The sequence below is a fragment of the Streptomyces sp. SDT5-1 genome, assembly GCF_052245995.1.
Taxonomy (GTDB): domain Bacteria; phylum Actinomycetota; class Actinomycetes; order Streptomycetales; family Streptomycetaceae; genus Streptomyces.
In genome coordinates, this window is the sequence record NZ_CM125963.1 from 2,091,043 (window position 1) to 2,107,957 (window position 16,915).

Below are 16,915 nucleotides of genomic sequence, written 5' to 3' on the forward strand. Positions count from 1 at the left end.
GGATGAAGAGGCGTACGGGGTGTCAGGCGCGGTGCAGTGCCATCTCGTGCAGGAAGCGCATCAGCGTGAGCAGCACCTCGCGGCTCGACGCCCTGCGGCGCACGTCGCAGTCGATGATGGGGACGTAGGGGTCGAGGTCGAGGGCCTTGCGCAGCTCCTCGGTGGGGTAGCGCGGGCCGTCGGGGAACGTGTTGTTGGCGATCACGAACGGCACGCCGCGCTCCTCCAGGCGCCCGATCACGTCGAAGCTGACCTCGAGACGGCGGGTGTCGACGAGGACGACGGCGCCGAGCGCGCCCTCGAACAGGCCGTTCCACAGGAACCAGAACCGCTCCTGCCCCGGCGTGCCGAAGAGGTAGAGGACGAGTTCCTCGGTGATGCCGATGCGGCCGAAGTCCATGGCCACGGTGGTGGCGGTCTTGGTGTCCGAGCCGTAGTTGTCGTCGACGCCGATGCCCGCCTGCGTCATCGTCTCCTCGGTGGTCAGCGGGCGGATCTCGCTGACGGAGCCGACCATCGTGGTCTTGCCGACGCCGAAGCCGCCGACGATGACGATCTTGACGGCGGACGTGACCGTGTCGGGCAGTCGTTCCTCGGCCCGGGGTCCCGGAATGTGCACGCTCCCGATCGCGGCGGTGTCGGTACCGGCCGGGCTGTCAGAGCTTCTGTAGTCCATGCATCACCGCTTCGAGAAGGGAACGGTCCGCGACCGCGCCTCGGATCACCGGCGCGCGCGCCTGCACCAGCTCGGCCGCGAGGAGTTCGCCGAGCAGCACGGTGACCACGCTGAACGGCAGTTGGAGGTAGGCCGAGATCTCGGCCGTCGACAGGGGCGTCCTGCACAGTCGGATGACGGCGGCCTGTTCGGGGGGCGCCGAAGGCGGCGGGTCGCCGCGCGCCACGATCAGGGTCACCAGGTCGAGGGGCGCGCGCTCGCTGCCGTCGGTGCCGCCCGTGATGACGTACAGGCGCTCGGGGTCGGGCTTTCCGTCGCCCTGCGGCGCGCGGCGCTCGCGTTTGGGCGGCGGTTCCCTGAACGGGGGTTCGGGTGGGCGGTGCGTCATACGGTCTGGCCGTTGTGCCGGGGCGGGCTCGTCAGATGGGCGCCGATCCGGATGACGAGATCGCGCATCTGGTGGCTGACGAGCCCCGCGTCGACGAACTGGTCGGCGAGCACGGCGAGATACGCGCCCTTACCCGCGGCCATCAGATAGAAGAAGCCGCCGTCGACCTCGATGATGACCATGTTCATCTTGCCGCTGCTCTCGGGGATCTCCGTGGCGACGGCGGAGGCCAGCGACTGAAGTCCCGCGCAGGCGGCGGCGATCCGGTCGGCCGCGTCCGGGTCACCGCCGTAGCGGGCGATCCGCAGGCCGTCCGACGAGAGCACGACCACCTGCTTCACATTGGGCACGCACTCGGCGAGCTCCTTGAGCATCCAGTCGAAATTGGCCCGTTGCTGGATCACTGGCGGTCTCCCTCGTCGACCTGCTGGTTGTACGCGTCGTCATGCGGCTTGGCCGAGCCCTCCGCGCCCGCCGCGGTCTCCCCCACCGCGTCGGCCGTCCCGGCCTGGCCCCCCTCGGGCTTCAGTCCGTTCATGAACGCCTCGACCCACAGGCCGGGTTCGGGCTGTTCGGGCCCGTCGTGCCGGTCCGGCTCCGCGGGCGGCGGCGTGGTGAGGTCCGGGTTGCGGGGCGTCACGATGATCTGGTCCTCGATGACCTTCGTGTCGTACTTCCTGCGCCGCTGCGGCAGGCCGTTGGGCCGCCATTCGGTGACCACGGGTACGTCGTCCTCCATCGCGGCGACGAGCGGTGCGGAGGGGCGCGGTCCGGTGGCTGCCGCGGGGCGCGGGCCCGTGGTGGGGCGGCGCGTCTTCTTGAGCCGCGGAGTCTCCTTGACCGGTACGCCGTTGTGGTCGACGCGGGGCACGGCGGAGGCGCCGATGCCGTGGGCGAGACCGGGCGCGGGCTGCGTGCTCATCATGTCGCGCGGCACGACGAGCACCGCGCGCACGCCGCCGTACGCGGACTGGCGCAGCGAGATCTGCATGTTGTACATCGCGCACAGCCGGCCGACGATGGCGAGGCCGAGGCGCGGGTTCTCGCCGAGGTCGTTGAGGTCGTAGCCGGCCTTGGCCTTCTCGAGCATGCCCTCGGTCTTGCGGCGCTGTTCCTCGCTGAGGCTGACGCCGCCGTCCTCGATCTCGATGGCCACGCCGGTCTGCACCTCGACCGCGGTGACGTGCACGCGGGTGGTGGGCGGCGAGTAGCGGGTCGCGTTGTCGAGGAGTTCGGCGCAGGCGTGGATGACGGGCTCGACGGAGACGCCCTTGATCGCGACGTCGCAGATGGCGTGCAGGTCGATGCGCGGGTATTCCAGGATGCGCGACATGGCGCCGCGCAGCACGCTGTAGAGCTTGACGGGCTTGGGCCACTGGCGTCCGGGGCGGGCGCCGCCGAGGACGGTGACGGAGTCGGCGAGGCGGCCGATCAGGGCCGTGCCGTGGTCGACACGGAGCAGGTCGTCGAAGACCTCGGGGTTGCGGCCGTGGTCCTCCTCCATCTCGCGGAGTTCCTCTGCCTGCTTGTGCACGATGGCCTGGACGCGGCGGGCGATGGAGACGAAGGCGCGCTGCGCGGCGTCCCGCATCGTGATCTCGGTGTCGATCTCCTTGAGGGCGATGCCCATCAACTCGCGCTCGCCGGGGGTGACATCGCGGAACGCGGGCTCGGAGTCGCAGGTGTTGCGGACGGCGTCGTAGGGGCGGTCGCCGCAGTGCATCCGGTACAGGGCGTGCGGGAAGACCTCCTTGGCCACCCGCATCGTCCGGTGTTCCTGGGCCGCGATGTGCGCTTCCAACTCGGCGACGTGCTGGGTGTACTGGGCTCGCTGCGCCCTGTTGACGCGGCCGCGGCGGACCGCTTCGGCGGAGACGGCGAGCACGAGGAGCACGCCGAGCGCACCGCACAGGGCGACGGCGAGCCGGGCGGGCTCCGTGACCAGGGCGACGGCCGCTCCGGTGGCGGCCGCCATGACCATGGCGGGCAGCAACAGCACGCGCAGATAGGGGACTTCTCGGCCACCGGGAGGCGATTGAACACTCACCATGTATGCCCTCTGAACGGTCGGGTCGGGGAAATTCGGGGTGGTTCGGGACGGTTCGGCACCCTGGAGACGCGCCGCATCGAGGAGCTTCGGCGCATAAGGGAACAAGCGGCCGAATCCATCTCAACTCGGTGCGCTGCGAGCGAGCTTAGTCCGACCGGATCATCGCCGTGTCATATTCAGCAAGGCCCTGAAATCGGCCCCGCGACAGGAATACACTCGCTCCATTTGCACGCTGGGTCGCGATTCGCACACGTGGAGCAATGCCGTCCGCGCGCCCGAACGCACAGGTGCCCGCGCCCCCTTGAGGGCGCGGGCACCTGTGCGAAACCCCGACGCGCTACCCGACGGACGAGTAGGCCACGACCCCTCGGCGTACGGCGTCGACGGCCTTGCGGGCGTTGCGCCCCACCGTCGAGTCCGTCGGCGTGGCCGCCGCGATCTGTCCCAGTACGTCGATGACCTGCTTGCACCAGCGGACGAAGTCGCCGGCCGGCATCTCGGCCTCCCGCAGCACCTCGTCGAGCCCCTTGCCGGAGGCCCACTGGTAGGCGATCCAGGCGAAGCCGAGGTCGGGCTCGCGCTGGCCGACGCCCTCCGCCTGGTTGATCCGGAACTCCTCCTCCAGGGCGTCGAGCCGGCCCCAGATCCGGACCATCTCGCCGAGCGCCGCCTTGGCCTTCCCTGAGGGCAGCTTGGGCGCGAGGGCGTCGTCCGCCGCGCGCGCCTCGAACACCAACGCCGAGACGCAGGCGGCGAGTTCGGCCGGGTTCAGGCCCTCCCAGACGCCGTCGCGCAGGCACTCGCTGGCGAGCAGGTCCAGCTCGCCGTAGAGCCGGGCGAGCCGCTTGCCGTGCTCGGTGACCTCGTCGCCGCGCAGATAGTCCATCTCCGTGAGGAGCTTGACGATCCGGTCGAAGGTGCGCGCGATGGTGTTCGTGCGGCCCTCGATGCGGCGCTCCAGCTGACCGGTGTCCCGCTTGAGCCGGTAGTAGCGCTCGGCCCACCGGGCGTGGTCCTCGCGCTCGGAGCAGCCGTGGCACGGGTGCGCCCGCAGCTCGGCACGGAGCCGCGCGATCTCCCGGTCGTCGGCGGCCTGCGAGCGGCCCTTCTTCTTGTGCCGATCGGGCACGATGTGGCCGGCCTTCGTGCGCAGCGCGGACGCGAGGTCGCGCCGGGACTGCGGCGAGCGCGGGTTGAACGACTTGGGGATCCGCATCCGCTCCAGGGCCTCCACCGGCACCGGGAAGTCGATGGACGCGAGCCGCTTGACCTGCCGCTCGGCGGTGAGGACCAGCGGCCGGGGGCCGTCGTGGTGCTCGAATCCGCGGTGCCCGTTGGACCGGCCCGCGGGCAGGCCCGGGTCGAGGACGAGGGCGAGGCCGGCGAACTTCCCCGTCGGCACGTGGATCACGTCGCCGGGCTTGAGCTTCTCCAGCGCCGCCGCGGCCTGCGCGCGCCGCTGCGCCGCGCCCTGCTTCGCCAACTCGGTCTCGCGGTCCTTGAGTTCGCGCCGCAGCCTGGCGTACTCCTCGAAGTCGCCGAGGTGGCAGGTCATGGACTCCTTGTAGCCCGCGAGCCCCTCCTCGTTCTTCTGCACCTGCCGCGAGATGCCGACGACCGAGCGGTCCGCCTGGAACTGGGCGAAGGACGTCTCGAGCAGTTCACGGGACCGGTGCCGACCGAACTGCTCGACCAGGTTCACCGCCATGTTGTACGACGGCTTGAAGCTGGAGCGGAGCGGGTACGTGCGCGTACCGGCCAGGCCCGCCAGGTACTCGGGGCTGAAGCCGCGCTGCCACAGCACCACGGCGTGGCCCTCGACATCGATGCCGCGGCGGCCCGCGCGGCCCGTGAGCTGCGTGTACTCGCCGGGCGTGATGTCGGCGTGCTGCTCCCCGTTCCACTTCACGAGCTTTTCGAGGACCACGGATCTCGCGGGCATGTTGATGCCGAGCGCCAGCGTCTCCGTCGCGAACACGGCCTTGACCAGGCCCCGGACGAACAGCTCCTCGACGACCTCCTTGAAGGTCGGCAGCATGCCCGCGTGGTGCGCGGCGATCCCGCGCTCCAGGCCTTCGAGCCACTCGTAGTAGCCGAGGACGTGCAGGTCCTCGTCGGGGATCGCGGCCGTGCGCTCCTCGACGATGGCGCGCACCTTGGCGCGCGCGTCCTCGTCGTTGAGCCGGAGGCCCGCGTACAGGCACTGCTGGACGGCGGCCTCGCACGCGGCGCGGCTGAAGATGAACGTGATGGCGGGGAGCAGGCCCTCGGAGTCGAGCCGCTCGATGACCTCGGGGCGCCCCGGCGTCCAGATCCGGGAGCGCTGTCTGCGCTCCCGCTCGCGGTCGGCCTCGCGCATGTGCCGCCCGCGTCTGCGGTCCTGGTACGAGGGGCGGCTGGCCTCCATGCGGGCCATCCGCGTCAGGTCGGGGTTGACGGCCTTCTTGCTGCCCTCGCCCTCCTCGAACAGGTCGTACATCCGGCGCCCGGCGAGCACGTGCTGGAACAGCGGCACGGGCCGGTGCTCGGAGACGATCACCTCGGTGTCGCCACGGACCGTGTCCAGCCAGTCACCGAACTCCTCCGCGTTCGACACCGTCGCCGACAGGGATACCAGGGTCACGGACTCCTGGAGGTGGATGATCACCTCTTCCCAGACGGCGCCGCGGAAGCGGTCGGAGAGGTAGTGCACCTCGTCCATGACCACATAGCCGAGGTTCAGGAGCGACTGGGAGCCCGCGTACAGCATGTTGCGGAGCACTTCGGTGGTCATGACGACCACGGGCGCGTCACTGTTCACGCTGTTGTCGCCCGTGAGCAGGCCGACCTGCTCCGCGCCGTAGCGCTTCGCGAGGTCCTGGTACTTCTGGTTCGACAGCGCCTTGATGGGGGTCGTGTAGAAACACTTCTTGCCCTGCTGGAGGGCGAGGTGCACGGCGAACTCGCCGACGATCGTCTTGCCGGAGCCGGTGGGCGCCGCGACCAGGACGCCCTTGCCCGCCTCCAGCGCCTGGCACGCCTCGATCTGGAAGGGGTCGAGGCCGAAGTCGTACATCTCGCGGAAGGACGCGAGTGCGGTGGCCTGCTCGGCGGCCCGCTTACGGGCTGCCGCATACCGCTCGGCCGGTGAGAGGTCCTCTGTCATCGTGCTTTCCAGCCTACCGACGACCACTGACAACGGACGATCATTATCCGGGAAGGCCTGTTCAGGCGGCTCCGGTGAGGATCCGCACGGCTCCCGGCACACACTCCGCGACCAGCGGCAACGCGCCGACGGGCTCCCCGTCCGCGTACCCGGTGATGTGCTCCGCGGCCAGCTCGACGCGCGCGGCCCGGTGCACGGTGACCGCCGGGTGGTCGAGGTGGGTCCCCTTGTAGACGCGCGGGAACACCTTGAGGAGCGTGGTGCGGGAGCAGTCGCCGACGACGGTCACGTCGAACAGTCCGTCGCCCATGTCGGCGTCCGCGCAGATCCGCATGCCGCCGCCGTACGAGGTCCCGTTGCCGACGGCGATCAGGGTCGCGGCGACCTCGCGCACGGTCCCGTCGTCGAGGGTCAGCTTGAAGGGCACGGCCTTGAAGGTGGCCAGTTCGAGGGCGATCGCCAGGTCGTACTTGAAGCGGCCCAGCGGGAGCCGCATCCGGTTGCCGCGGTCGTTGACGCGGGAGTCGAATCCGGAGGCGAGCACGGTGCCGAACCAGTGGTCGCCGATCCGGCCGAGGTCGACCGCGCGGGTCCGCCCGCCCTTCAGCGCGTCGGCGGCGAGTCTCCCGGCCGCGGCCGGGTCCCGTATCGGAAGCCCGAGGGCGCGGGCGAAGTCGTTCCCCGTACCGACCGCGACGACGCCGAGCGGCGTTCCGGTCCCGGCGACCGCCTGGAGCGCGAGGTTCACTAGTCCGTCCCCGCCGACGGCCACCAGGGCCCCCGTCCCCTCCGCCACCGCCGCACGCGCGCGGACCAGGGCGTCGTCGGCGTCCGTCCCGACGACGGTCCGCACCTGGAAGCCCGCGGCCCGCAGAGCCGAAGCGGCCGGCTGCGCGGCCTGCGCGCCCCGGCCGCGTCCCGCGGTGGGATTGACGAAGAGGGTGATCTCACTGCTCACGGGCGGACACTAACAAGTGCCCGGCCGTGAACTGGAGTTACCTCAGGTCACATCGTCGTAACCGTTGACCCGGTCCGTGCGGGTCGTTCCCTCGGCGCGCTCCGCCGTGGCCTGCTCCGGAAGCGCACGGCTCGCCGGTACGGGCTCGATCTCGCCGATGTCATCGGGCGTCAGGTCGAGCTCGGACGCCTCGTCGTCGCCGGGGCCCGCCGCCTCGGTGAGCCGCCTGCGCCGGTCGTTGAGCAGCGAGAAGATCACCGCCGCGAAGTAGAGGACCCAGATCGGGCCGGCGAGCGCCAGCATGGTCAGCGGGTCGGTGCTCGGCGTCGCGATGGCGGCGAACACGGTGATACCCATGATCATCGCGCGCCACCAGCCGAGCATCCGCTTGCCGGTGATCGCCCCGATCAGGTTGAGGAAGATGAGCAGCAGCGGCAGCTCGAAGGCGAGGCCGAAGACGAGCACCATGCGCAGCACGAGGTCGAGCAGGTCGTCGAGCGGCAGCAGGTTCTGGGCATTGCCCGGGGTGAACTCGATGAGGACCTTCGCCGTCGTCGGCAGTACCGAGTAGGCGAAGTAGGCGCCGGCCACGAAGAGCGGGGCACCCGTGCCCACGAACGCGTACGCGTACTTCTTCTCGTGCTTGTGCAGTCCGGGCGCCACGAAGCCCCAGAGCTGGTACAGCCAGACCGGGGAGGCGGCCACGACACCGGCCATCAACGACACCTTCAGCGCGAGGGTGAAGGGGGTCAGCAGACCGTTGAGGGTGATCTGGGCGCAGGGCTTGTCCGAGGTGGACCTGGCCAGCTCCGAGAACGACTGCTCACAGCCGACCGAGTCGAGGATCGGCCGGGTGATCAGGTTGATGATGTCGTTGTAGAAGAACGCGGCGACGACCGTGATCGCGACAATGGCCAGGAGCGCCTTCGCGAGCCTGTTGCGGAGCTCGCGCAGGTGCTCCGCGAGCGGCATCCGCCCCTCGGGATCCTTCTCCTGTTTGCGGGCAGACTTGATCAACCCACGTCCTCATCTCGTGCGGCAGGCTGCCTGCGGGGGCGGCCTTCGATCAGCTCTTGGTCGTCTTCGTCTGCTCGTTCACGGGACGCGAGCTGTCGACGTCGCCCGGGGCCGCCTGGATGGTGCGCTGCGCGGGCGTCTGGGCGTCCTGCGGCGGGTCGGAGGGAGCGGCCGACTTGTCGCCGCCCTCGCTCTTCATGGCCTTGGCCTCGCTCTTGAGGATGCGGGCGGACTTGCCCAGCGAACGCGCCATGTCGGGAAGCTTCTTCGCGCCGAACAGCAGAATGACCACTACGAGGATCAGGATGATCTCGGGTGCACCGAGCCTTCCGAACATATCCGTTTACCTTCTCACTGAGGCGGCAGGGGGCGGGGCTGCCGGTACCGATCGGACCTCGGACTGTTGTCCGACCACCGTGCTGGCAGCGATCGTATCCCGTGGGGGTAAACATGAGGCAATGCCCATGCGTCCACCCAATTGCGGACCGCGCCTCACTTTCGGACCGCCTAAGGGAGCGTACCCGTCGACCCCGACAACGGGACAGGCCGCGGCGGTAAAGCGCTTTCCACACCCTCTCCCGGAACGCCGACGGCGTGTCAGGCGGGGCGCCGGGCGGGGTCTCAGACGACGTCGCCGCCGGCCTTCGCGACGCCCACGGCGGCCCGCTCGAGGTCCTCGGCCGCGCGGTTGATCCGCTGTGTGGTGTCGGCCACTTGACGGCCGAGGCGCTGCGCCTCGGCGAAGACCCGCACCGCGAGGACCGCCAGCACGGCGAGCCCCACGAATCCCACAGCAACCGCCAGCATCGCCCAGAACATGCGCCGAGCCTAGACGGTCTGGTGGAGGCGGAGGGTGTTGACCCCGCCACCGGTGAGGAGTTCGACGATGCGCTCACCCGCGGGCTTGCGTACCGAGGTCTCGCACTCGGGGCAGGTGAACGAGTAGAAGGTGGTGCGGCTGCTGCCCCCGATCGCCAACCGGATCGCCGAGGCGGCCAGTTCGAAGCGGGCGCGACAGTCGGGGCAGGCGGCCCTGAAGACGACGGGCGCCACGGTGGACGCCGTGGCGGGCATTTCGGCAATGTCAGTGAAACCGGCCACACCAGTCATGTCACACACCTCATACCTTTTGTCCGTTGTGCACCGTACGTCGCACCTCGTCGCCGGGGATCCGGGGCGCGTCCAACTCCCTCACGCCACCCCGTCGTACGCCGCCAGCGCCTCGCGCGCCGCGTCCCGCGCGCTGTCGGCGAGCTCGGCGGGCGCGACGATGTGCCCGTCCCTGCCGAGCCGCAGCGCGAGCCTGCGCAGCGAGGACGGGTCGGGGGTGCGCAGTGTGATCCGCAGTCCGCCGTCCGGCAGCTCGTCGGCGCTGTCGTGCGGGTAGTACTCGGCGACCCAGCGCCCGCCGGGTCCGACCTCGACGACCACCTCGGGGTCCTCGGCCGCGGGCTGCACGAGCCCCTCGGACAGGTCCCGCAGCTCGACCTCGGGCGGGGCCGACGGCTCGTCGAGCACCTTGATCTCGGCGACCCGGTCGAGCCGGAACGTCCGCCGCGCCTCCGAACGCCTGCACCACGCCTCTACGTAGGTGTGGCCGACGGAGACGAGCCGGATCGGGTCGATCTCCCGCTCGGTCACCTCGTCGCGCGCGGGCGAGTAGTAGCGGATCCACAGTCGGCGCCGCTCCGAGATCGCCCGGTCGACGTCCGCGAAGACGCCGCCCTCCGACTCGAACGTGACGCTCAGCCGGGCACTGGCCCCGGCCACCTCGCCGGCCGCGGCCTCCAGCTTCGCGGTCGCCCGCAGCAGCGCGAGCCGGTCGCTCTCCCGCAGGCCCGGCAGCGTCGCCACCGCGCGGGCGGCCACGAGCAGCGCGGTCGCCTCGTCGGCGGCGATCCGCAGCGGCTCGGCGACATCGTCCGGGTTGTGCCACCAGATGCGGTCGCCGTCGGTGTCGATGTCGAGCAGATCGCCGCCGCGGAAGCTCGTCCCGCACAGCGGCAGCACGTCCAGGTCGGAGATCAGCTCGTCCTGCGTGATGCCGAAGGCCCGCGCGACGTCCTCCACGCGAGCGCCGGGGCGCTCGCGCAGATACGTCACCAGGGACAGCATCCGGCGGGTCTGGTCGATGGCGTTGGCAGCCATGTGTGTGCGTACTCCCCCTCAGCCCTTGGCCACCGCGCGCAGCCGGTCCACGACGTCGGCCCGCAGCTCGGCGGGCTCGAGCACCACCACGTCGGGGCCGAACTCCACGAGCCAGGCGTCGAGCCCGTGCCCGTACGGGATCTCCACCTCGTCCCAGCCGTCGCCGAGCTCGCGCACGGAGGCGGCCTTGGCGCGCAGCGGGTAGCCGGCGCCCGCGCGCAGCCTGATCAGCGCGGACCGGTCGGCGGTCTCCCCCGCCCAGCCCGCGACGGTCTCCCGCACGGTCACGACGTCCGGCACCCGCGCCGTGAACTGTCCGGCGCGCGAGCGGACCTTGCCGGTGATCCGGGAGAGCCGGAAGACCCGCTCGGCCTGCCGGTCGCGGTCCCAGCCCGCGAGGTACCAATGGCCGCGCCAGCACTCCAGGGCCCACGGCTCGACGTGCCGCTGCTCGGGCCGGGCGGCGGTGGCCTTGCGGTAGTCGAAGACGACGGGGCGGCGGTCGCGGCAGGCCAGCATCAGCGGCTCGAAGGCCGCCTCGTGCGCGGGGATCCGCGGCTCGAGCGCGCCATGGCTCTCGTACGGGTCCACGTCCTCGGGCATCCCGGCCGCGCGCAGCTTCTGGAGCGCGCCGGACGCGGCGCCGGCGAGGCGGGCCTGCTGCCAGACCTTCGCGGCGAGGCCGAGGGCGGCGGCCTCCTCCGCGTCGAGCGTGACGGGCGGCAGGCGGTTGCTGTCGCGGCCCGCGAGATAGCCGACCTCGCCGTCCAGGTTCTCCACGGTCTCGATGACCAGGCCGAGTTCGCGCAGATCGTCCTTGTCGCGCTCGAACATCCGGTTGAAGGAGTCGTCGTTGGCCGCTTCGAGGTAGGCCTCGATGGAACCGCGCAGCTCACGCTTGCTCAGCGGGCGGCGCGTCCCGAGCAGACACAGCGCCAGATTCATCAGCCGCTCGGCCTTGGCAATCGCCATCGACGCCCTTTCATCAGATGACTCCCGACGGACGACCGTACCGCTCGGGCGTGTCCTGGCAAAAGCCGAAGGCCCATGCCAGGCGGCATGGGCCTTCCGTTGACCGCTCGCGGTCGGAGTGTGACCGGACTCAGACGCCCATCAGGTCACACACGAAGATCAGCGTCTCGCCGGGGGCGATGCGGCCGCCACCGGCGCCACGGTCGCCGTACGCGAGGTGCGCGGGGATGGTCAGCCGACGGCGGCCGCCGACCTTCATGCCCTGCACGCCCTTGTCCCAGCCCGCGATGACCTGACCGGCACCGAGCTGGAACTCCAGCGGCTTGCCCCGGTTCCAGGAGGCGTCGAACTCCTCGCCGGTGGAGAAGGACACGCCCACGTAGTGGACCTTCACGAAGTCGCCGGCCTTGGCCTCGGCGCCGTCGCCCTCCCAGAGGTCCTCGATCTGAAGGTCCGTCGGCGCGTCGCCGATCGGGAAGTCGACCTCGGGCTTGTCGATGTTCACGTGAAGTGCTCCTGCTGTGTTGACTGCTCTGCAACCGGGACAGTCTGCCATCTTCCGCGGGGCGGTGCGTGACGGCTCAGTGAGCGGCGAGGATGTCGACCGTGAAGACCAGCGTCGAGTTCGCCGGCAGCGTCTTGCCCTGCGCCTTCTTGCCGTACGCCTGGTCCGGCGGGATCACCAGCAGGACGCGGTCACCGACGTGCTTGCCGACGAGGCCCTTGTCCCAGCCCTTGATGACCTGACCGGCGCCGATCGGCGTCGTGAACGGCTGGCCGCTCTTCCAGGACGAGTCGAACAGCTCGGCCTTCTTCTTGCCCTCGTTGATCTTCCAGGCGGCACCGCTGTACTGCATGGTGACCGTCTGGCCCTTCTTGACCTCGTTGCCCTTGCCCTGGATCAGGACCTTGTCGACGAGGTCCTTCGGCGGGTCGCTCTTCGGGATCGAGATCGTCGCGGGGGCTTCCTTGTCGGCCTGGATCTGCGGCAGGTCCGAGGGGATCGCGGCCTGCTTGCCCTCGGCCTTCTTCGGGATGACCTTGCCGACGTCCAGGGCGAAGACGAGCGTGTCGGTGCCCTTGATGCCCACCTGCTGGTTGCCCTGGCTGCCGAAGCCCGCGGCCGGGGGCGCCACGACGAGGACCCGGCTGCCCTCCTTCTGCCCGAGCACGGCCTGCGCGAACGCGGGAAGCTGGCCCTCGGCGCCCGCGGTCACCATCTGGTCGCCGCCGCCCTGCGCCCCGTACGTCGAACCGAGGTCCTTGGCGCCCTTCCAGACCTTGCCCGTGAAGTTCATCGACACCAGGTCGTTCTTCTTCACCGCGGGTCCGTCGCCCTCGGAGAGCGTGTGCACGACGAACTTGTCGCTCGGGTCGCCCTTGGGCAGCGTGATCTTCGCCTGCTTGCCGTACGCGCCCGAGACCTTCGGCATCGGGTCGGCCTTGTCGACCGGCTTCGGGACCGCGGCCGCCTTCGAGGAGGACGAGTCGGCCTTGTCCGCCGAATCCTTCTTGCCGTCGTCGCTGCCGCAGGCCGTCGCGGTCAGCGCCAGTGCCGGCACGATCAGTAGAGCTGCAAGTCGGCGTCGCACAGTGGTCCTCAAGTCGCTCGAATACGGTCCGGCCACTCTAGGCCCTCGCCCCGACATTCCAAGGTACGGCCAGGGACCTCGTACGAATGATTCGTACGAGGTCCCTGGCCGGATTGCTCAGCGTGTGCGACCGCCTACATACCGGCGATCAATTTCTCCACCCGGTCGTCGACACTGCGGAACGGGTCCTTGCAGAGCACCGTGCGCTGCGCCTGATCGTTCAGCTTCAGATGCACCCAGTCGACCGTGAAGTCACGACGCTGTTCCTGGGCGCGCCGGATGAAGTCGCCGCGCAGCCTCGCGCGCGTGGTCTGCGGCGGCACCGACTTGCCTTCGAAGATCTTCAGATCGTTGCAGATCCGCGTGGCCTGGCCCTTCTTCTCCAGGAGGTAGTAGAGACCGCGCTGCCGGTGGATGTCGTGATACGCGAGGTCTATCTGCGCGACCCTCGGGTGCGACATCGTCATGTTGTGCTTCGCGCGGTAGCGCTCGATGAGCTTGTACTTCATGACCCAGTCGATGTCGTTGGCGACGAGGTCCAGGTCCTCCGTCTCGATCGCGTCGAGCGTGCGGCCCCACAGCTCGAGGACCTGCTCGACGGTGCCGGTGCGGATGCCCCGGCGCTCGCAGAAGTCCACGGCCTTCTCGTAGTACTCGCGCTGCACCTCGAGCGCCGATGCCTCTCGCCCGCTGGCGAGGCGCACCTTGCGGCGGCCCGTGATGTCGTGGCTCACCTCGCGGATCGCCCGGATCGGGTTCTCCAGGGTGAGGTCCCGCATCACCGTGCCCGCCTCGATCATGCGCAGCACGAGGTCGGTCGCGCCGACCTTCAGGAGCATCGTCGTCTCCGACATGTTCGAGTCGCCCACGATGACGTGCAGCCGGCGGTAGCGCTCGGCGTCGGCGTGCGGCTCGTCCCTGGTGTTGATGATCGGCCGGGAGCGCGTCGTCGCGGAGCTGACGCCCTCCCAGATGTGCTCGGCGCGCTGGCTCACGCAGTACACCGCACCGCGCGGCGTCTGGAGCACCTTGCCCGCGCCGCACAGCAGCTGCCTGGTGACCAGGAAGGGGATGAGAATGTCCGCGAGCCGCGAGAACTCCCCGTGCCGCGCCACCAAGTAGTTCTCATGGCAGCCGTAGGAGTTACCCGCCGAGTCGGTGTTGTTCTTGAACAGATATACGTCGCCCGCGATTCCCTCCTCGTGCAGGCGGCGTTCGGCGTCGACGAGCAGGCCTTCCAGAATGCGCTCGCCCGCTTTGTCGTGCGTGACCAGCTCGGTCACGTTGTCACATTCGGGAGTTGCGTATTCCGGATGTGACCCGACATCGAGGTAAAGGCGGGCGCCGTTCCGCAGAAAGACATTGCTGCTGCGGCCCCATGACACGACACGGCGGAAGAGGTACCGCGCCACCTCGTCAGGAGACAGGCGGCGCTGTCCCCTGAACGTACATGTGACGCCGTACTCGTTCTCCAGCCCGAAAATGCGGCGGTCCATGACTGAACATTACGCCCGATCCCCCGAGCTGAAACGGGGTTCGACGGCACGGTTTGGATCATTTTCCGACGAGCGTGCGACACGCCCGGACGTGCGCGGCTCCGCGAGGACCCGACCCGTCGTCAGCAGCACGACCAGCGCGACCGCTCCGCTGACCGCCGGCACGGCGAAGCCCCACCGGGTGCCGCCCCATTCGACGACGGGGCCCGCCACGGCCGTTCCGACGCTGGAGCCCACCATGAACGTCGTCACGAGCCAGGAGAACGCCTCCGTGACCGTGCCGCGCGGTGCGTGCCGGTCCACCACGATGAAGGCGCACGCGATCGACGGCGCCAGGAACACGCCCGCCACCGCGGTGAGCGCCACCATCGCCACGGGTCCCGGCATCAGCGTCAACGGCACGTAGAGCACCGTCAGAAGAGCCACGAGCCACCGAAGTCGCGCCTCCGGCACACCACTCCACTGCCGCGCGCCGTAGACGCCGCCGCCGACCAGCGCGCCGAGTCCGATGGCCGCCATCAGCCAGCCGTACACGACGTCGCCGCCGCGCCCCTCCGCGTACGACATCGCGGCCACGGTGATGGAGCCAAGGGCGATCCCGATGAACAGGAAGGCGGCGAGCAGCACCAGGAGGCCCGGCGAGCGCAGGGCGCCCAGCCAGTGCGCCTCGCGCGGAGCCGAACGCCATTCCCGCGAAGGCTTCGACACCACCACCGACAGGGCGCCCAGGACCCCGATCACGTTCAGGACGACCAGCGCGGCCTGCGGCGACCACAGCGACACGCACAGGGTCACCAGCAACGGTCCGACCGTGAACATGACTTCCTGCGCGATCGCGTCCATCGCGTACGCCGTGTGCACCTGCTCCTCGCGCGGCAGCACGCTCGGCCACAGCGCGCGCAGGCCGCCCTCCAGCGGCGGCGTGAAGAGTCCCGCCAGGGCCATCGCCGCGTACGACACCGGGAGCACGTCCGTGCCCACGAACGCGAAGACCGTCATCGCGAGCCCGGACAGGACCGCGGCGGGCAGCTGCACCTTCGGCTGGCCGCGCAGGTCGACGAGCCGCCCGAGCACCGGCTGCCCGATGGCGTTCGCCACCCCGTACACCGCCGCGAGCGCGCCCGCCAGGCTGTACGTGCCGCCCTCCGCCCGGATGAACAGCACGACCGCGATCGGCGCCGTGGCGTTGGGCAGCCGCCCCACCAGCGTCCCCGTCAGCAGCCGCATCGCGTGCCGCGCCCTGAGAATCTCCGCATAGCCCGCGGCCATCGCCCGCCCCCGCTGTGAGGTTTTACGTATAACGTCTTGGCGTTATACGTACCACGTGCCCGCACGCGGAACCAGCCCGATAACGTCGACCACCTCTGAACGACACCCACGGAGGCACCTGTGACCAGCGGTCAGGACGGCGCCACGACCGCGCGCCCCACCAGCAGGGACGTCGCCCGCGCGGCAGGCGTCTCGCAGGCCGCCGTCTCCCTCGTCATGGGCGGCAAATGGCGCGGCCGCGTCTCCGAGGCCACCGCCGAGCGCGTGCGCGCGGCGGCCGAGGGGCTCGGCTACCGGCCCAACCTCGCCGCCCGCAATCTCCGCACCGGCCGCACCCGCACCGCCCTCCTCGTCGTCCCCGCCCTCACCAACGAGTTCTTCGCGGGGGTCTACACCGGGGCGGCCCGCGTCGCCGCCGAGCACGACTTCGGGGTCGTCCTCTACCCGTCACCCGACGGGATCGGCCCGGCCCGGGACCCCTTCCCCAACGCGCGCGCCGCCCTCGACGGCGTCCTCGCCTCCTCCATGGCCGCCGACGCGCTCACCGATCTGCGCGGCGGCGACGACCTGCCGCTCGTCATGCTCGACAGCGACCCCGCGGGCAGCCCCGGCGCCACGACCGTGAACCTGGACCTGGCCGACGGCATCCGGCAGCTCGTCGACCACCTCCGCGCGCACGGCCACCAGCACTTCCTGCACCTTGCGTCCGCCGTCGACTCCTGGACGTTCGACGTCCGCGCCCGCGAACTCGCCGCCCGCACCGCCGATTCGCCGGGCACCACCGTGCGGACCGTCCGCTCCGCCCTGACCGTCGAGGACGCCCGCGCCACCACCGAACGCGCCCTGCGCACATCGGGCCTCGTCGAGCCCACCGCCGTCATCTGCGACGACGACAAGCTGGCCGCCGGCGCCTGCAAGGCCGCCCGCCGCATGGGCCTGCGGGTCCCCGACGACCTGTCCGTGACCGGCTTCGACGACCTGTCGCTCGCCACCGCGATCGACCCCGAGCTCACCACCGTCCGGCTCCCGGCCGAGGAGTTCGGCGCCCACGGCATGCGCGCCCTGCTCGCGGTGCTCGACGGGCGTGCCGCCGAAACGGCCCCGCTCCCCGTCCGGTTGATCGTCCGCGGCTCCACCGGCCCTGCCGCGCCCCGCCCCTGACACACCTGTGCCCCGGCCGGAACACCACCCGGCCGGGGCACAC

17 protein-coding genes are annotated in these 16,915 nt (G+C 70.5%); 1 reads left to right on the forward strand and 16 read right to left on the reverse strand.

Features of this window, described 5'->3' with window-relative positions; translation table 11 throughout:
* Positions 1-22: 22 nt before the first annotated feature.
* The 16 genes from ACTWJ8_RS09795 to ACTWJ8_RS09870 all read right to left on the reverse strand — a co-directional run bounded on the left by ACTWJ8_RS09795 (position 23) and on the right by ACTWJ8_RS09870 (position 15,711).
* Positions 23-676 carry a GTP-binding protein gene (locus tag ACTWJ8_RS09795; protein ID WP_356387387.1) on the reverse strand — a complete coding sequence of 218 codons (654 nt, stop codon included), beginning with the start codon at positions 674-676 and terminating at the stop codon, positions 23-25.
* Positions 657-1,064, reverse strand: coding sequence for a DUF742 domain-containing protein (locus ACTWJ8_RS09800; protein WP_356387390.1), 408 nt, complete (start codon positions 1,062-1,064; stop codon positions 657-659). The genes ACTWJ8_RS09795 and ACTWJ8_RS09800 overlap by 20 nt, the downstream gene beginning before the upstream one ends.
* Entirely contained in the window at positions 1,061-1,468 is a 408-nt protein-coding gene (locus ACTWJ8_RS09805) for a roadblock/LC7 domain-containing protein (RefSeq protein ID WP_356387393.1), read from the reverse strand. The genes ACTWJ8_RS09800 and ACTWJ8_RS09805 overlap by 4 nt, the downstream gene beginning before the upstream one ends.
* Positions 1,465-3,114, reverse strand: coding sequence for an ATP-binding protein (locus ACTWJ8_RS09810; RefSeq protein ID WP_443263606.1), 1,650 nt, complete (start codon positions 3,112-3,114; stop codon positions 1,465-1,467). The genes ACTWJ8_RS09805 and ACTWJ8_RS09810 overlap by 4 nt, the downstream gene beginning before the upstream one ends.
* Before the next feature lie 337 nt (positions 3,115-3,451).
* Positions 3,452-6,259 carry a DEAD/DEAH box helicase gene (locus ACTWJ8_RS09815; RefSeq protein WP_443263607.1) on the reverse strand — a complete coding sequence of 936 codons (2,808 nt, stop codon included), beginning with the start codon at positions 6,257-6,259 and terminating at the stop codon, positions 3,452-3,454.
* Between the two features lie 61 nt (positions 6,260-6,320).
* Positions 6,321-7,217, reverse strand: a complete 897-nt coding sequence (locus tag ACTWJ8_RS09820; protein WP_443263608.1) for a diacylglycerol kinase — start codon at positions 7,215-7,217, stop codon at positions 6,321-6,323.
* Between the two features lie 42 nt (positions 7,218-7,259).
* Positions 7,260-8,234 (reverse strand): twin-arginine translocase subunit TatC, encoded by a 975-nt coding sequence (gene tatC, locus ACTWJ8_RS09825; RefSeq protein ID WP_356387405.1) that lies wholly within the window; start codon positions 8,232-8,234, stop codon positions 7,260-7,262.
* Positions 8,235-8,283: 49 nt separating this feature from the next.
* Positions 8,284-8,571: a Sec-independent protein translocase subunit TatA gene (gene tatA, locus ACTWJ8_RS09830; protein ID WP_356387408.1), complete on the reverse strand. Its 288-nt coding sequence runs from the start codon at positions 8,569-8,571 to the stop codon at positions 8,284-8,286.
* A gap of 284 nt (positions 8,572-8,855) precedes the next feature.
* Positions 8,856-9,053, reverse strand: a complete 198-nt coding sequence (locus ACTWJ8_RS09835) for a hypothetical protein (RefSeq protein WP_356387411.1) — start codon at positions 9,051-9,053, stop codon at positions 8,856-8,858.
* A gap of 9 nt (positions 9,054-9,062) precedes the next feature.
* Positions 9,063-9,308: a hypothetical protein gene (locus ACTWJ8_RS09840; RefSeq protein ID WP_356387413.1), complete on the reverse strand. Its 246-nt coding sequence runs from the start codon at positions 9,306-9,308 to the stop codon at positions 9,063-9,065.
* Between the two features lie 117 nt (positions 9,309-9,425).
* On the reverse strand, positions 9,426-10,382 hold the full coding sequence (locus ACTWJ8_RS09845; protein ID WP_356387416.1) for a helix-turn-helix transcriptional regulator: 957 nt from the start codon (positions 10,380-10,382) through the stop codon (positions 9,426-9,428).
* 18 nt (positions 10,383-10,400) lie between these two features.
* A complete protein-coding gene (locus ACTWJ8_RS09850; protein ID WP_356387419.1) occupies positions 10,401-11,354 on the reverse strand; it encodes a helix-turn-helix transcriptional regulator in 954 nt (317 codons plus the stop codon).
* A 130-nt stretch (positions 11,355-11,484) separates the two neighbouring features.
* Complete coding sequence (locus tag ACTWJ8_RS09855; protein WP_356387422.1) at positions 11,485-11,859, reverse strand: FKBP-type peptidyl-prolyl cis-trans isomerase; 375 nt, start codon at positions 11,857-11,859, stop codon at positions 11,485-11,487.
* Positions 11,860-11,935: 76 nt separating this feature from the next.
* Positions 11,936-12,946: an FKBP-type peptidyl-prolyl cis-trans isomerase gene (locus tag ACTWJ8_RS09860; protein WP_356387425.1), complete on the reverse strand. Its 1,011-nt coding sequence runs from the start codon at positions 12,944-12,946 to the stop codon at positions 11,936-11,938.
* Between the two features lie 134 nt (positions 12,947-13,080).
* Positions 13,081-14,442, reverse strand: a complete 1,362-nt coding sequence (pafA, locus tag ACTWJ8_RS09865) for a Pup--protein ligase (protein WP_356387428.1) — start codon at positions 14,440-14,442, stop codon at positions 13,081-13,083.
* Positions 14,443-14,451: 9 nt separating this feature from the next.
* Positions 14,452-15,711 (reverse strand): MFS transporter, encoded by a 1,260-nt coding sequence (locus ACTWJ8_RS09870; protein ID WP_443263609.1) that lies wholly within the window; start codon positions 15,709-15,711, stop codon positions 14,452-14,454.
* A 120-nt stretch (positions 15,712-15,831) separates the two neighbouring features.
* On the opposite strand from ACTWJ8_RS09870, the gene ACTWJ8_RS09875 reads away from it, so the two are divergent.
* A complete protein-coding gene (locus tag ACTWJ8_RS09875; RefSeq protein WP_443263610.1) occupies positions 15,832-16,872 on the forward strand; it encodes a LacI family DNA-binding transcriptional regulator in 1,041 nt (346 codons plus the stop codon).
* Positions 16,873-16,915 lie beyond the last annotated feature (43 nt).

What these genes read in the sequence shown, in the direction of transcription:
- ACTWJ8_RS09795 (WP_356387387.1), bottom strand. Translation starts at nt 676, where the DNA reads ATGGACTACAGAAGCTCTGACAGCCCGGCCGGTACCGACACCGCCGCG.
- ACTWJ8_RS09800 (WP_356387390.1), bottom strand. Translation starts at nt 1,064, where the DNA reads ATGACGCACCGCCCACCCGAACCCCCGTTCAGGGAACCGCCGCCCAAA.
- ACTWJ8_RS09810 (WP_443263606.1), bottom strand. Translation starts at nt 3,114, where the DNA reads ATGGTGAGTGTTCAATCGCCTCCCGGTGGCCGAGAAGTCCCCTATCTG.
- ACTWJ8_RS09815 (WP_443263607.1), bottom strand. Translation starts at nt 6,259, where the DNA reads ATGACAGAGGACCTCTCACCGGCCGAGCGGTATGCGGCAGCCCGTAAG.
- tatA (WP_356387408.1), bottom strand. Translation starts at nt 8,571, where the DNA reads ATGTTCGGAAGGCTCGGTGCACCCGAGATCATCCTGATCCTCGTAGTG.
- ACTWJ8_RS09835 (WP_356387411.1), bottom strand. Translation starts at nt 9,053, where the DNA reads ATGTTCTGGGCGATGCTGGCGGTTGCTGTGGGATTCGTGGGGCTCGCC.
- ACTWJ8_RS09840 (WP_356387413.1), bottom strand. Translation starts at nt 9,308, where the DNA reads ATGCCCGCCACGGCGTCCACCGTGGCGCCCGTCGTCTTCAGGGCCGCC.
- ACTWJ8_RS09845 (WP_356387416.1), bottom strand. Translation starts at nt 10,382, where the DNA reads ATGGCTGCCAACGCCATCGACCAGACCCGCCGGATGCTGTCCCTGGTG.
- ACTWJ8_RS09850 (WP_356387419.1), bottom strand. Translation starts at nt 11,354, where the DNA reads ATGGCGATTGCCAAGGCCGAGCGGCTGATGAATCTGGCGCTGTGTCTG.
- pafA (WP_356387428.1), bottom strand. Translation starts at nt 14,442, where the DNA reads ATGGACCGCCGCATTTTCGGGCTGGAGAACGAGTACGGCGTCACATGT.
- ACTWJ8_RS09870 (WP_443263609.1), bottom strand. Translation starts at nt 15,711, where the DNA reads ATGGCCGCGGGCTATGCGGAGATTCTCAGGGCGCGGCACGCGATGCGG.